The 11,532-nt window shown below is 73.8% G+C and carries 12 protein-coding genes; 9 read left to right on the top strand and 3 right to left on the bottom strand.

Annotated elements, in window-relative coordinates; genetic code table 11:
- The first annotated feature begins 205 nt into the window (after window positions 1-205).
- The 3 genes from ACOJTC_RS12130 to ACOJTC_RS12120 all read left to right on the top strand — a co-directional run bounded on the left by ACOJTC_RS12130 (window position 206) and on the right by ACOJTC_RS12120 (window position 3,011).
- Window positions 206-1,492, top strand: a complete 1,287-nt coding sequence (locus ACOJTC_RS12130; protein ID WP_204924151.1) for a M16 family metallopeptidase — start codon at window positions 206-208, stop codon at window positions 1,490-1,492.
- Window positions 1,493-1,668: 176 nt separating this feature from the next.
- Window positions 1,669-2,436 carry a 4-hydroxy-tetrahydrodipicolinate reductase gene (dapB, locus tag ACOJTC_RS12125; protein ID WP_420116919.1) on the top strand — a complete coding sequence of 256 codons (768 nt, stop codon included), beginning with the start codon at window positions 1,669-1,671 and terminating at the stop codon, window positions 2,434-2,436.
- Between the two features lie 104 nt (window positions 2,437-2,540).
- Window positions 2,541-3,011: a GNAT family N-acetyltransferase gene (locus ACOJTC_RS12120; RefSeq protein WP_420116918.1), complete on the top strand. Its 471-nt coding sequence runs from the start codon at window positions 2,541-2,543 to the stop codon at window positions 3,009-3,011.
- Window positions 3,012-3,023: 12 nt separating this feature from the next.
- Here the strand turns inward: ACOJTC_RS12120 and ACOJTC_RS12115 are convergent, their stop codons facing one another.
- Together ACOJTC_RS12115 and ACOJTC_RS12110 are read right to left on the bottom strand one after the other, a co-directional pair.
- Window positions 3,024-3,404, bottom strand: a complete 381-nt coding sequence (locus ACOJTC_RS12115; RefSeq protein ID WP_145918428.1) for a VOC family protein — start codon at window positions 3,402-3,404, stop codon at window positions 3,024-3,026.
- A 73-nt stretch (window positions 3,405-3,477) separates the two neighbouring features.
- Window positions 3,478-4,059, bottom strand: a complete 582-nt coding sequence (locus tag ACOJTC_RS12110; RefSeq protein WP_357928402.1) for a GNAT family N-acetyltransferase — start codon at window positions 4,057-4,059, stop codon at window positions 3,478-3,480.
- A gap of 36 nt (window positions 4,060-4,095) precedes the next feature.
- Here ACOJTC_RS12110 and ACOJTC_RS12105 point away from each other — a divergent pair, with 36 nt between their 5' ends.
- Entirely contained in the window at window positions 4,096-5,433 is a 1,338-nt protein-coding gene (locus ACOJTC_RS12105; protein ID WP_420116917.1) for a glycosyltransferase 87 family protein, read from the top strand.
- On the opposite strand, the gene ACOJTC_RS12100 is transcribed toward ACOJTC_RS12105, so the two are convergent.
- Window positions 5,332-5,883 carry a GNAT family N-acetyltransferase gene (locus ACOJTC_RS12100; protein WP_420116916.1) on the bottom strand — a complete coding sequence of 184 codons (552 nt, stop codon included), beginning with the start codon at window positions 5,881-5,883 and terminating at the stop codon, window positions 5,332-5,334. The genes ACOJTC_RS12105 and ACOJTC_RS12100 overlap by 102 nt on opposite strands.
- A gap of 78 nt (window positions 5,884-5,961) precedes the next feature.
- Between ACOJTC_RS12100 and ACOJTC_RS12095 the strand changes: the two genes are divergently transcribed.
- The 5 genes from ACOJTC_RS12095 (at window position 5,962) to ACOJTC_RS12075 (ending at window position 11,473) form a co-directional block, all read left to right on the top strand.
- Window positions 5,962-7,191, top strand: coding sequence for a winged helix-turn-helix domain-containing protein (locus ACOJTC_RS12095; RefSeq protein WP_420116915.1), 1,230 nt, complete (start codon window positions 5,962-5,964; stop codon window positions 7,189-7,191).
- Between the two features lie 4 nt (window positions 7,192-7,195).
- A complete protein-coding gene (locus ACOJTC_RS12090) occupies window positions 7,196-7,867 on the top strand; it encodes a DUF2752 domain-containing protein (protein ID WP_420116914.1) in 672 nt (223 codons plus the stop codon).
- A gap of 148 nt (window positions 7,868-8,015) precedes the next feature.
- A complete protein-coding gene (gene thyX / locus ACOJTC_RS12085) occupies window positions 8,016-8,759 on the top strand; it encodes an FAD-dependent thymidylate synthase (protein ID WP_088645583.1) in 744 nt (247 codons plus the stop codon).
- A gap of 46 nt (window positions 8,760-8,805) precedes the next feature.
- Window positions 8,806-9,732: a 4-hydroxy-tetrahydrodipicolinate synthase gene (dapA, locus tag ACOJTC_RS12080; protein WP_204923900.1), complete on the top strand. Its 927-nt coding sequence runs from the start codon at window positions 8,806-8,808 to the stop codon at window positions 9,730-9,732.
- 52 nt (window positions 9,733-9,784) lie between these two features.
- Window positions 9,785-11,473 (top strand): ribonuclease J, encoded by a 1,689-nt coding sequence (locus ACOJTC_RS12075; protein WP_145918435.1) that lies wholly within the window; start codon window positions 9,785-9,787, stop codon window positions 11,471-11,473.
- The last annotated feature ends 59 nt before the right edge of the window (window positions 11,474-11,532 follow it).

Below are 11,532 nucleotides of genomic sequence, written 5' to 3'. Positions count from 1 at the left end.
CAGGGCCGGGCCGGGTGACGCCGACGTGCACACCCGGCCGGTGTGTTCCCTCCACCCCTCGTCGCACGGGAAGCAGGTCTGCGTGAGCCGCGCCCAGCGTTCGTCGTTTCCCCCGGGCCGGCGGCCGGCGGCGTCGCCCGTCCGGCACGCCGTCGCCGGGCAGCCCGGCCGCGCCGGGGCCGCGTCCCGGGCGGTCACCCGCACGATCAGTGACGACCCGCTGGGCGGCACCGTGCGGCGGACCGTGCTGCCGAGCGGGCTGCGGGTGCTCACCGAGGCGATCCCGACGATGCGCAGCGTCTCGTTCGGCATCTGGGTCACGGTCGGCTCGCGGGACGAGACGGGCCCGCAGGCCGGTGCCGCGCACTTCCTGGAACACCTGCTGTTCAAGGGCACCCACAAGCGCACCGCGCTGGAGATCTCCGCCGAGATCGAGGCGGTGGGCGGCGAGACCAACGCCTTCACCACCAAGGAATACACCTGCTACTACGCGCGGGTGCTCGACGAGGACCTGCCGCTGGCCATCGACGTGATGTGCGACGCGGTCGCCGACTCGCTGCTGGAACCGGCCGACGTGGAGACCGAACGCGGGGTCATCCTCGAAGAGATCGCCATGCACGACGACGAGCCCGGCGACGAGGTGCACGACCTGTTCGCCCGCGCCGTCTACGGCGACCACCCCCTCGGCCGGTTGATCTCCGGCACCGAGGAGACGGTCACCCCGATGACCCGCAGGCAGATCCAGAGCTTCTACCGCCGCCGCTACACCGCGCCGCAGATCGTGATCGCCGCCGCCGGCAACCTCGACCACGCCACCGTGGTCCGGCTGGTCCGCCAGGCGCTGCGCGGCACCCCGCTGGACACCGACCCGGCCGCACCGGGCACGCCCCGGCGCAACACCCCGGCGGTACGCACGAAGCCGGCCGCCGTCCTGGTCGAGCCGAAGGAGACCGAGCAGGCGCACGTCATCCTCGGCTGCCCCGGCATCGACCGGGTCGACGAGCGGCGGTTCGCCCTCGGGGTGCTCAACAACGTCCTCGGCGGCGGCATGTCCAGCCGGCTGTTCCAGGAGATCCGCGAACGGCGTGGCCTGGCCTACTCGGTCTACTCCTACGCCAGCCAGTACGCCGACAGCGGCCTGTTCGCCGTCTACGCCGGCTGCGCGCCGGGCAAGGTGGACGAGGTGCTCCGGTTGACCCGCGCCGAGCTGGCCCGGGTGGCCGCCGACGGGCTCACCGAGGCGGAGGTGGCCCGGGGCAAGGGGATGAGCAAGGGCTCGTTCGTGCTGGGCCTGGAGGACACCGGGTCCCGGATGAGCCGGCTGGCCAAGGGTGAGCTGCTCTACGGCGACCTGATGCCGGTGGACGAGCTGCTGGCCCGGGTCGACGCGGTGACCGTGGCCGACGTGAACACCCTCGCCGCCGAGCTGCTGGGCCGGCCGATGTCGCTGGCGGTGGTCGGCCCGTTCGGCGAGCACGACTTCGCCGGCTGAGCCCGTCGCCCGCCGACCCGTTCCCGGCGACGCGGGCCGTCCCGGCGGTGGTCCGTCCGGCCGGTGTCCCGGTGGTCGGCGTGCGCGGTCGGGTCCGGGGTCCGTACCGGGACCGGCCGGTGGGACGGCGGTGGTCCGGCGGTGGTCCGCGTCCCGATTGGGATAGGTTGTGCCGCGTGACTGACGAGCAGGAGAAGGGCCCGGGCGGGGCGGTGCGGGTCGGTGTGCTGGGTGCCCGGGGCCGGATGGGTGCCGAGGTGTGCCGGGCGGTCGACGGGGCCGACGACCTGGCGCTGGTGGCCGCCGTCGACCAGGGTGACGAGCTGTCCGCCGCCGCCTCCGCCGAGGTGGTCGTCGACTTCACCACCCCGGACGTGGTCATGGACAACCTGCGCTGGTGCATCGACCAGGGCGTGCACGCGGTGGTCGGCACCACCGGCTTCACCGGGCAGCGGCTGGAGCAGGTGCGCGGCTGGCTGGCCGACCGGCCCGACGTCGGGGTGGTGATCGCCCCCAACTTCGGCATCGGCGCGGTGCTGATGATGCAGTTCGCCGCCCGCGCGGCCCGGCACTTCGAGTCCGTGGAGATCATCGAGCAGCACCATCCGCGCAAGCTCGACGCGCCGAGCGGCACCGCCACCCACACCGCCCGGCTGGTCGCGCAGGCCCGCGCCGAGGCCGGTCTCGGCCCCGCCCCCGACGCGACCAAGGACGAGGTGCCCGGCGCGCGGGGCGCCGACATCGACGGGGTACGCGTGCACGCGGTCCGCGCCACCGGCCTGCTCGCCCACCAGGAGGTGCTGTTCGGCACCCTCGGTGAGACGCTGACCATCCGGCACGACTCGTACGACCGGGTGTCGTTCATGCCCGGGGTGCTGCTGGCGGTGCGGGCGGTCCGGCAGCGGCCGGGGCTGACCGTCGGCCTGGACGCCCTGCTCGACTAGCCCCGCCCGGCCGGGGCGGCCGGTCGGTGTCGCGCCGACGCGGGGTGCGGCGGTGGCGGCGAATTCGTTGGCGGTGCGCCGGGGTGCGCCCCTAGGCTGCCCCGGTGCTGGATTCCGGACATACCGATCGGGCCGGGCGGCGGGTCACCCTGCGCCCGGTGGACGACGACAACTGGCGGGCGGTGGCCGACCTGGCCCCCCGCGACGACCAGCGGGGGTGGGTGCCGGCGCTGGCGGCCCGCTACCTGGTGCTGACCTCGCGTTCCGAGGTCTGGACGTCGCTGGCGGTCCACGCCGACGAGACCGTGGCCGGCCACGTCATGTGGGGCGTGGACGACGACGGGTCGCGGTGGATCGGCGGCATGCTGATCGACGCCGCCGAGCCGGGCCGGGGGGTGGGCCGGGGCGCTGTTCGCACCCACGCCGCCGGGCTGGCCGGGCCGGACGGGACGCACCCCGTCCGGTTGTCGTACCACCCGGACAACACGGCCGCCGCCCGGCTCTACACCTCGCTGGGCTTCACCCCGACGGGGGCGGTGGAGGACGACGAGCTGGTCGTCGAGCTGCGCCGTTGACCCGGCGCGGGGTCACTCCTGCTCGATGACGGACAGGATGTTGCCGGCCGGGTCGGTGAACCAGGCGATGGTCGGCCCGTTGTCGCGCATGATCCCCCGGTCGTCCTGCGGCAGCCCCGGGTAGCGCGCGAACCGCACCCCGCGTGCGGTCAGCTCGTCGACCGCCCGGTCGACGTCGGCAACCGGGAAGTTGAGCACCGTGAACGTCGCCGGCACGTGGTCGGCCTTGGGGTAGACCACCACGTCCCGGTCGCCGGCCAGGTGCAGCATCAGCAGTCCGCCGGGGCCGCCGAGCTGCGACACCCGCAGGTCGAGGGTGCCGGCGTAGAACTCCCGGGCCCGGTCGGTGTCGTCGGCCGAGAACCCGCTGAACGCCTTCGTCTCCCGGAACATGCCCGTCTCCCTCACCGTCGGTGGCGCACCGCCGCCTCCGGTCTACCAGGGCGGACCGACAGAACCGACCGGTTCAGGGCGTGTCGTCCGGTTCGGTGGGGACCGCGACGTGCAGCCGTACCTGGGGGACGAGCATGTCGTCGACGTCCAGCGCGCGGGCCGCGCCGTCCGGCTCCCAGCCGGTGCTGGTGAGGAACTTACGGGTCGCCTCGTCGCCGTCGAACGTCCAGGCGACCGCGTGGGTGAACCCGTCGCCGCGCCAGGCGTCCACGGCGGCGGCGAGCAGCCGGCTGCCGTGCCCGCGCCGACCCCAGCGCGGCTCGACCAGCAGGTCGGTCACCGCGACCACCCCGGCGCCCAGCGCCGTGGCCGGCTCGCCCGGGGCGAGCGCTTCGGCGTCCGCCGGCCCGGAAGCCGCGAAACCCACCAGATAGGATTGCTCGGCCTGTTCCACGGCGACGAGCACCCGGTGCGCAGCCGAGGGCGGCTCCTGCACCGCCGCGCTCCACCGCCGGGCGAGCCACGCCTCGTCCAGGTTGTCGAGCACGTGCCGGGGCAGCAGTCGACGGTACGCGACCCGCCAGGTCGCGAGCTGCACACGGGCGATCTCGGCGGCGTCCTCGGGACGCGCCGGGCGGACGAACCCCAGAGCCATGGCACGAAAGCCTAGGCCACAGCGAGGGAGACGACGGTGGCGCAGGGGGCCAGGCGGACGGCCGGGCAGGTCGTCACGGTGGTGGTGCTCGCCGTCGCGGTGGCCGCCTTCCTCTCCGTGGCGGCCGTCCGGCACGGCTTCTTCGACCTGAAGGTCTACTACGGCGCACTGACCTTCTGGGTGCACGACCACGGCGAGATCTACGACTACCTCAAGCCCGGCACCCAGTACGGCTTCACCTACCCGCCGTTCGCCGCGCTGGTGATGCTGCCGATGGCGTACCTGCCGTGGCCGGTCGCGATCACCGTCAGCGTGGCCGCCACGGTGCTGGTCAGCGCGGTGCTGGTCTGGTGGCTGCTCGACCCGGTCGCCCGGCGGGCCGGCTGGACCCGGTGGTTCGTCCTGGCGGTGGCGCTCTGCCTGGCCGCCGCGTTCGAGCCGATGCGGGAGACGGTCAACTTCGGCCAGGTCAACATGCTGCTGCTGTTCCTGGTCGCGGTGGACCTGCTGCGGCTGCTGCCGGCCGGCAACCGGTGGGCCGGGGTCGGCATCGGGCTGGCCACCGCGATCAAGCTGACCCCGGGCGTCTTCATCGTCTACCTGCTGATCACCAGGCGGTTCCGGGCCGCCGGCACCGCCGTCGCCGCCGCGGCCGCGGCCACCCTGCTCGCCGCGGCCCTCTTCCCCGACGCCGCCCGGGAGTTCTGGACGTCGGCGCTGTGGAACACCGACCGGGTGGGCGAGTTGGCGTTCGTGTCCAACCAGTCGCTGCGCGGCGTGGTGGCCCGGCTCGACCCGGAACACCCGAGCACCCTGGCCTGGCTGGCGCTGGTGCTGGTCACCCTGGCCGTCTGGGCGTGGCGCTGCCGGGCCGCCGTGGCGCTCGGCGACGAGGCCACCGGGCTGGCCCTGACCGGCGCGCTGATGTGCCTGGTCAGCCCGGTCACCTGGGTGCACCACCTGGTCTGGTTGATCCCGGCGCTGATCCTGCTGGTCGACAACGTGGTCGCCGCGCCCGCCGGCAGCCTGCGGCGGCGCGCGCTGCTGGCCCTCGCGGTGGTCTCCTACGTGCTGCTGTGCAGCCGGATCGTCTGGGCCTGGGAGAAGGACTTCACCGGGGTCGGCGGTTTCCTGGGCAGCAACACCTACGTCTGGATCAGCCTCGCGTTGCTGGTGCTGCTGCCGATGCGCACCTGGGCCGCCCCGGTCGGCGGCCGGCCGGGCGACCCGGCCGGACCGGTCGACCCCGGGGCCGGTCGGCGGCCGGCGGACTCAGCCGGGGAGCCGGCCGGTGTAGCGCAGTTCGTCGAGGTGGACCGGGGGACCGCCGCCGGCCAGCGGCACCCGGTACCGGGACCGCTCACCGTCGGCTGACAGGCCGGCCCGCTCGTAGAACCGGCGGGCGCGGACGGGGTCGGCCAGCACCCACCCCCGGTACTCCCGCCAGCTGTTCGCTGCCAGCCCGGCCCGGGCGGCGGCGAACAGGGCCTGCGCGGTGCCGTCACCCCAGCGCGCCGGCTCCACGTAGATCGCCAGCACCTCGCCGTACGCCGGGTCCAGGTCGTCCCGGTCCTGGTTGTAGCGGTACGGCCCGAAGGTGGTGAATCCGGCCGGCAGCCCGTCGACCTCGGCGAGCAGGGTGGTGAACGGGTGCTCCGGGTGGGCCGTGCCCACGTCCCGCCGGCGTTGCGCCCAGGCCACCGGGTTGAGTCGGGTCAGCACCTCGGCGGGCATGATGCCGGCGTACCCGGCCTGCCAGCCGTGGATGTGCACCCGGGCGATCGCTTCGGCGTCGTCGGGCTCCTCGCGGCGGATGGTGAGCATGCGTCCGTTCTATGCCCCGACGGGCGGTGGGTCCAGTGTCCGCTCCGGTGTCGTACCGCTGGTCTAGGGTCGTCGGCGATGGTCGCACCGGAATCGCTCTCGCTCGCCCAGGCCCGGCGGATGACGCTCGCCGCCCAGGGTTTCGCCGACCCCGCGCCCGCCGGGGTGCCCACCCGCCGGCACCTGCGCCGGGTGCTCGACCGGGTCGGGCTGATCCAGATGGATTCGGTCAACGTGCTGCAACGGGCGCACTACCTGCCGCTCTACAGCCGGCTGGGGCCCTACCCGACCAGCCTGCTCGACACGGCGGCCTACCGCCGCCCCCGTGAGCTGTTCGAATACTGGGGGCACGAGGCGTCCCTGGTGCCGGTGGGGCTGCACGCCGCGCTGCGCTGGCGGATGGCCAAGGCCCGCGACGACGCCTGGGGCGGGATGCGCCGGATCGCCGCCGAGCAGCCCGAACTGGTCGCCTGGGTGCGCGACGAGGTGGCTGCCGCCGGGCCGCTGACCGCCGCCGAGATCGAGCACGACGCGCCCCGGGAGACGGGCAACTGGGGCTGGAACTGGTCGGCGGTGAAGCGGGCGCTGGAGTTCCTGTTCTGGGCCGGCGAGGTCACCGCCGCCGACCGGACGCCCTCCTTCGCCCGCCGCTACGACCTGCCCGAACGGGTGCTGCCGGCGGCCGCGCTCGACGCGCCCACGCCGACCGACGCCGACGCGTACCACACCCTGGTCGCGGTGGCCGCCCGGTCGCTGGGGGTGGCCGCCGAGCCGGAGCTGCGGGACTACTTCCGGCTCCCGCTGGCCGGTGCCCGGCAGGCCGTCGCCGAGCTGGTCGAGGCCGGTGAGCTGGTGCCGGTGACGGTGCAGGGGTGGCGACAGCCGGCCTGGCGGCACGTCGACGCCCGGCTGCCCCGGTGGGTGCGGGGCAACACCCTGGTCAGCCCGTTCGACCCGCTGGTCTGGGAACGGGCCCGCACCGAGCGGCTGTTCGGCTTCGGCTACCGGATCGAGATCTACGTGCCGGCCGCGCAGCGGGTGCACGGCTACTACGTGCTGCCGTTCCTGCAGGGGGAGCGGTTCACCGCCCGGGTCGACCTCAAGGCCGACCGGAAGGCCGGGGTGCTGCTGGTGCCGGCGGCCTGGCAGGAACCCGGCGTCGACCCGGGGGAGACCGCCGTCGCGCTCGCCGCCGAGCTGCACCGGCTCGCCGGCTGGCTCGGCCTGGACGCGGTCGCCCCACCGGCGGCCGGTGACCTGGCCGCCCCGCTGACCGCCGCGTTGCGCAGCCTCACCGGTGTACCGTGAGGCCGTGACGAGCGTTGACGGGCCGACCGGTCCTTCCCGGTCGGGGCAGGGCACCGATCCGACGTCGACCGGTGCCGCACCGGCCGGCACCACCCACACGCTGAGCGACCCGCCCCCCGCTGGCCCGCCGACCGACCCGTACCCCCACCCGGTGGCGGGCGCGGGCGTCGACGGGTTGCCGCCCGGGTCGTGGTCGGCGGGGCCGCCGGTGGTGTGGCAGCCGGCCGAGCCGGACCGGCTCACCCGGTTCGTGCTCCGCCTGCACGCCCGGTCGCCGCGCTGGGCCGCCCCGCTGGCCGCGCTCGGCTGCGTCGCCGCCGGCATGGCGTACGCGCTGGTCAGTGACCCGACCACCAGCGACCCGGACGCCGCGCCGAGCTGCCTGCTCAAGCTGACCACCGGGCTGGACTGTCCGGGCTGCGGGGGCACCCGCGCGCTGTGGTACCTCCTGCACGCCGACCTGCCGGCAGCCGCCCGCCACCACGCCGTGTTCGTCTTCGCGGTGCCCTTCCTGGCATACCTCTTCGTCGCCTGGGCGGGCCGGCAGGCGTTCGGGTGGCGGCTGCCCGAGCTGCGGCTCAGCTCCCCGGTGATCGGCGGGTTCCTCGCCGTCTGGATGGCCTTCTCGGTGCTGCGCAACCTGCCCTGGGCACCGTTCACCGCGCTCTACGTCTGACCGACCGGGGCGCACGGCGGGCCGGGTGGGAGACGTTGGCCACCCGCCGCCGCCCCCGGCCGGAACTGTCCATGATCTCGCTGGTCAGCGCGGTGGCCCGAGTTTCCCCGCAGCCCACCGGGCCACTACAGTCGCAGGAATGCCGGAGATGGTGCAGCCCCAGGTGCAGTTGATCGCGTGGACCCAGTTCCAGGCCCCCGACGGCGTGCCGTGGTCGACCGACGCCGAGGGCGGCCAGGCGCTCGCCGAGTTCGCCGGCCGGGCCTGCTACCAGAGCTGGAAGAAGCCGAACCCGGCGACCGCCACCAACGCCGGCTACCTGGCGCACATCCTGGAGGTCGGGCACCTGTCGGTGCTGGAGCACGGCAGCGTGACGTTCTACTTCACCGGGGTGTCCCGCTCGTTCACCCACGAGCTGATCCGGCACCGGCACTTCTCCTACTCCCAGCTCTCCCAGCGCTACGTGCCGGAGCGGGACGCGGCGATGGTCGAGCCGGCGGTGATCGCCGACGACCCGGAGCTGCACAAGCGGTTCGTCGAGGCGGCCGAGGCGAGCGTGCGGGCGTACACCGAGCTGCTGGAGGGGTTGGAGCAGCGGTTCGCCGACGAGCCCAACCCGACGCTGCGCCGCAAGCAGGCCCGGCAGGCGGCGCGGGCGGTGCTGCCCAACGCCACCGAGACCCGGATCGTGGTCACCGGCAACTACCGCGCCTGGCGGCACTTCATCGGGATGCGGGCCACCGAGCACGCCGACGTGGAGATCCGTGAGCTGGCCGTGGAGTGCCTGCGGCAGCTCCAGCGGGTCGCCCCGAACGTCTTCGCCGACTTCGTCGTCTCGACGCTGCCCGATGGCACCGAGGTGGCGACCAGTCCGCACGCACAGCTGTCCTGAGCCCTTCCCCACCGGCTGTCCGGTGCTCGTCCGCTAGGTTGTGAGCATGACGCACGACCACCCTGCCGCCCCCGACCGGGGCGTGTCGCGCCCGTTCGGGCGGCTTCTCACCGCGATGGCGACCCCGTTCACCGCCGACGGCTCCCTCGATCTGGACGGGGCGGTCCGGCTGGCGACCTACCTCGTCGACGAGCAGGGCAACGACGCGCTGGTGCTCAACGGCACCACCGGCGAGTCGCCGACCACCTCGGACGCGGAGAAGGAGACCCTGATCCGCGCGGTGGTCGAGGCGATAGGTGACCGGGCGCGGATCGTGGCCGGCGTCGGCACCAACGACACCCGGCACACCATCGAGCTGGCCGCCACGGCCGAGAAGGCCGGCGCGCACGGCCTGCTGGTGGTGACCCCGTACTACAGCAAGCCGCCGCAGCGGGGGCTGGTGGCGCACTTCACCGCCGTCGCCGACGGCACCGGCCTGCCGATCATGATGTACGACATCCCGCACCGCGCCGGGGTGCCGATCGAGACCGAGACGCTGGTGCGGCTCGCCGCGCACGAGCGGATCGTCGCGGTCAAGGACGCCAAGGGCGACCTGACCGCCACCAGCTGGGTGACCAGCCGCACCGACCTCGCCTTCTACAGCGGCGAGGACTCGCTCACCCTGCCCACCCTGGCGGTCGGCGGGGTCGGGCTGGTCGGCACGTCGACCCACTTCACCGGCGCGCTCGCCAAGCAGATGATCGAGGCGTACGACGCGGGTGACACCGGCACGGCGCTGGCCCTGCACCGGCGGCTGCTGCCGCTGTTCACCGGGATCTTCCGTAGCCCGGGCACCATCCTGGTGAAGGCGGGCCTGAACGTGCTGGGCCTGCCCGCCGGCCCGGTGCGTCCGCCGCTGGCGGACGCCACCGACGACGAACTGGCCCTGCTGCGCGCGGACTGCGCGGCGGCGGGCCTGGACCTGCCCGAATGATCGAACGACACGACGGACGCCGGGTTACGGCGTCGCAGAATGAGGTGGACGCGTGACCGAGGCGCAATTCGAGGGTGAACTGCCCCCGCCGCTGCCCGAGGGCGGGCTGCGGATCATCCCACTCGGCGGACTCGGTGCCATCGGTCGGAACATGACCGTCTTCGAGTACGACGGCAAGCTGCTCATCGTCGACTGCGGGGTGCTCTTCCCCGACGTCGAGCAGCCCGGCGTGGACCTGATCCTGCCCGACTTCGGACCGATCCTGGACCGGCTGGCCGACGTTCAGGCGATCGTGCTGACCCACGGTCACGAGGACCACATCGGCGCGGTGCCGTACCTGCTCGCCCACAAGCCGGACATCCCCCTGGTCGGCTCCCAGTTCACCCTCGCCCTGGTCGAGGCGAAGCTGGCCGAGCGGCGCATCCAGCCCTACACGCTCACCGTCCGCGAGGGCGGCCGGGAGCGGCTGGGTCCGTTCGAGTGCGAGTTCTTCGCGGTCAACCACTCGATCCCGGACGCCCTGGCGGTGGCCGTGCGTACCCCGGCCGGCCTGGTGCTGCACACCGGTGACTTCAAGATGGACCAGCTCCCGCTGGACGGCCGGATCACCGACCTGGCCGGCTTCGCCCGGCTCGGCGCGGAGGGCGTCGACCTGCTGCTGTCGGACTCCACCAACGCCGAGATCCCCGGTTTCGTCACCCCGGAGCGGGAGATCGGGCCGGTGCTCGACTCGATCTTCGCGAAGGCGAAGGGGCGGATCATCGTCGCCTCGTTCGCCTCGCACGTGCACCGGGTGCAGCAGGTCTTCGACTCGGCGTTGGAGCACGGCCGCAAGGTGGCGCTGATCGGCCGCTCGATGGTCCGCAACATGGGCATCGCCCGGGACCTCGGCCTGCTCAACATCCCGGCCGGTCTGGTGATCGGCATCGAGGAGGCCACCACGCTGCCGCCCGACCAGATCGTGCTGATGTCCACCGGTTCGCAGGGCGAGCCGATGAGCGCCCTGGGCCGGATGGCCAGCGGCGACCACCGGCACATCACGATCGCCCCCGGCGACACGGTCGTGCTCGCCTCGTCGTTGGTCCCCGGCAACGAGACCTCGGTCTACCGGGTGATCAACCGGCTGGCCCGGGCCGGCGCGGTGGTGGTGCACAAGGACGTCGCCAAGGTGCACGTCTCCGGGCACGCCCCGGCCGGTGAACTGCTCTACCTGCTCAACGTGGTGCGCCCGAGCAACCTGATGCCGGTGCACGGCGAGTGGCGGCACCTGCGGGCGCACGCCCGGCTGGGCATCGAGTCCGGCGTCGCCCCGGACCGGGTGGTGATCTGCGAGGACGGCGACGTCGTCGACCTGGTCGAGGGCCGGGCCAGTGTGGTCGGGCACGTGAAGAGCCGCTACGTCTACGTCGACGGCCTGGCCGTGGGCGACGTCAGCGAGTCGCTGCTCACCGAGCGGCGGATCCTCGGTGACGGCGGTTTCATCGCCACCACCGTGGTCGTCGACTCGGTCACCGGCAAGGTGGTCGCCGGCCCGACCCTGTCGGCGAAGGGCTTCTCCGAGGACCCGGCCGCGTTCAACCCGGTGATCCCGCTGGTGACCGAGGCGCTGAACCGGGCCGCCGCGGACGGCATCACCGACCCGCACCAGCTCCAGCAGATCGTCCGCCGCACCGTGGGACGTTGGGTCAACGACGCGTACCGCCGCCGCCCGATGATCGTCCCGACCGTCGTCGAGGTCTGAGCGGGTTCCCCACCCGGACGCCGCGGGGGGGGGCCCCCCGGCGCGCACCGGGGGCGGCC

Source organism: Micromonospora sp., from assembly GCF_048594385.1.
Taxonomy (GTDB): Bacteria; Actinomycetota; Actinomycetes; order Mycobacteriales; family Micromonosporaceae; genus Micromonospora; species Micromonospora wenchangensis.
This window is presented reverse-complemented; position numbering and strand designations above follow the sequence as displayed.

Bases quoted from the DNA above. Each gene is read 5' to 3' on its own strand.
- ACOJTC_RS12115 (WP_145918428.1), bottom strand. From the start codon at position 3,404: ATGTTCCGGGAGACGAAGGCGTTCAGCGGGTTCTCGGCCGACGACACC.
- ACOJTC_RS12110 (WP_357928402.1), bottom strand. From the start codon at position 4,059: ATGGCTCTGGGGTTCGTCCGCCCGGCGCGTCCCGAGGACGCCGCCGAG.
- ACOJTC_RS12100 (WP_420116916.1), bottom strand. From the start codon at position 5,883: ATGCTCACCATCCGCCGCGAGGAGCCCGACGACGCCGAAGCGATCGCC.
- ACOJTC_RS12095 (WP_420116915.1), top strand. From the start codon at position 5,962: ATGGTCGCACCGGAATCGCTCTCGCTCGCCCAGGCCCGGCGGATGACG.
- thyX (WP_088645583.1), top strand. From the start codon at position 8,016: ATGGTGCAGCCCCAGGTGCAGTTGATCGCGTGGACCCAGTTCCAGGCC.
- dapA (WP_204923900.1), top strand. From the start codon at position 8,806: ATGACGCACGACCACCCTGCCGCCCCCGACCGGGGCGTGTCGCGCCCG.